The sequence below is a fragment of the Oleiphilus sp. HI0061 genome, from assembly GCF_001635675.1.
This window is the reverse complement of the sequence record NZ_LWFE01001797.1, coordinates 1-1,370: the sequence shown is the minus strand read 5'-3', so window position 1 is coordinate 1,370 and position 1,370 is coordinate 1. Positions and strand designations below refer to the sequence as shown.

The 1,370-nt window shown below is 43.6% G+C and carries 1 protein-coding gene; it reads left to right on the top strand.

Annotation, left to right across the window (positions count from 1 at the left end):
- The coding region (locus A3735_RS27395) for an efflux RND transporter permease subunit (RefSeq protein WP_197486093.1) at window positions 1–1,203 on the top strand (1,203 nt) is incomplete at its 5' end.
- Window positions 1,204–1,370: the final 167 nt, after the last annotated feature.

Sequence of the window (1,370 nt, the reverse complement as noted above, 5' to 3'; positions counted from 1 at the left end):
GTGCAGCAATTGCGTTTAGCACTTGCCGATATCATTGGTAATCACCCTGAGGCTACGGTTCAGTTATTAGAAGACCCTCCTGGGCCACCGATAAGAGCGACGGTTCTCGCTGAAATATACGAACAAGATAACGAGAAACGAGAGGCAACGGCCAAAGAATTAGAGACGCTGTTTAAAGATACCTGGGATATGGCTGAAGTGTGGACGAGCAATTCCACGCCTATTCAGGAATATAACTTCAAGATCGATCAACGCAGGGTTTTACTGGCCGGTTTAGATGTGCAGCAAGTTGCTGCTGCATTAAGCTTTTTTGTGCAAGGAGATATCGTGAATCACTTGTATGAGCAAGAAGCGAGAAATCCTATACCGATTAGGCTTGTCGTGCCTCATAACCAGCGCATTGTGCCGGAGATACTGGCTCAGACCTTTGTGAAAAATAAAGAAGGGGCATCCATCCCCTTATCGACGGTGATTGATATTGTTCCGAATGAGAAAGCGACACCTATTTTCCATAAGGATAATGAGCGAGTTTCTTATGTGGGAGGAGAGCTGGTAGATAGTGCACCTGTGTATGCAGTGCTCGATTTGGAAAAGAGAATCGAAGTATTACAAGTCGATAGAGAAACTAAAATTACGACGCGAAATCTGGGCTTTGTGCCTGATTCACCCACTACTTTGGATGACACTGTCATTCATTGGGATGGTGAATTGAGGCTGACACTGGATGTGTTTAGAGATTTGGGAATTGCGCTGGCGATGTCACTGCTTGCTATCTACTTTCTCTTAGTTGCTTACTATCAATCCTTTAGTTTGCCATTGCTTGTCATGGTATCTATTCCATTAGGTTTGATTGGTGTATTTCCGGGCCATTGGTTGCTCGATCAAGACTTTACCGCACCATCAATGATTGGTGTTATTGCTCTTGCGGGCGTTGCTGTTAGGAATTCTTTGCTGATCGTTGATTTTATCAGGGAGAGAATAGCCGAAGGCATGTCGCCAGAAGAGGCTATCTCAGATGCGGGCGCATTAAGAATTATTCCCATAACCTTAACCACCTTGGCCATTGTCTTTGGAACACTGGTAATCATCCCTGATCCCGTGATGGGAGGACTGGCTGTCTCCTTGATTTTTGGATCCATCAGCTCGGCGATTTTAACCGTGCTTGTTGTGCCGCTATTGTATGGGCGAAAAAACAAATACTGAATATAGTATGGCCCGATTTTTTCAATGAGCTGGAATTGAAAAATAATTATGTAGAGAGTTGATTATGAATAATCGACTTAAAAGTGCAGTGGCGCTAGATTTTGTTTGCGCTCAGCAATTGAAGTCTTATTTCTCTTAAAATAGCTAATGCGATAATAGGAAGTTTC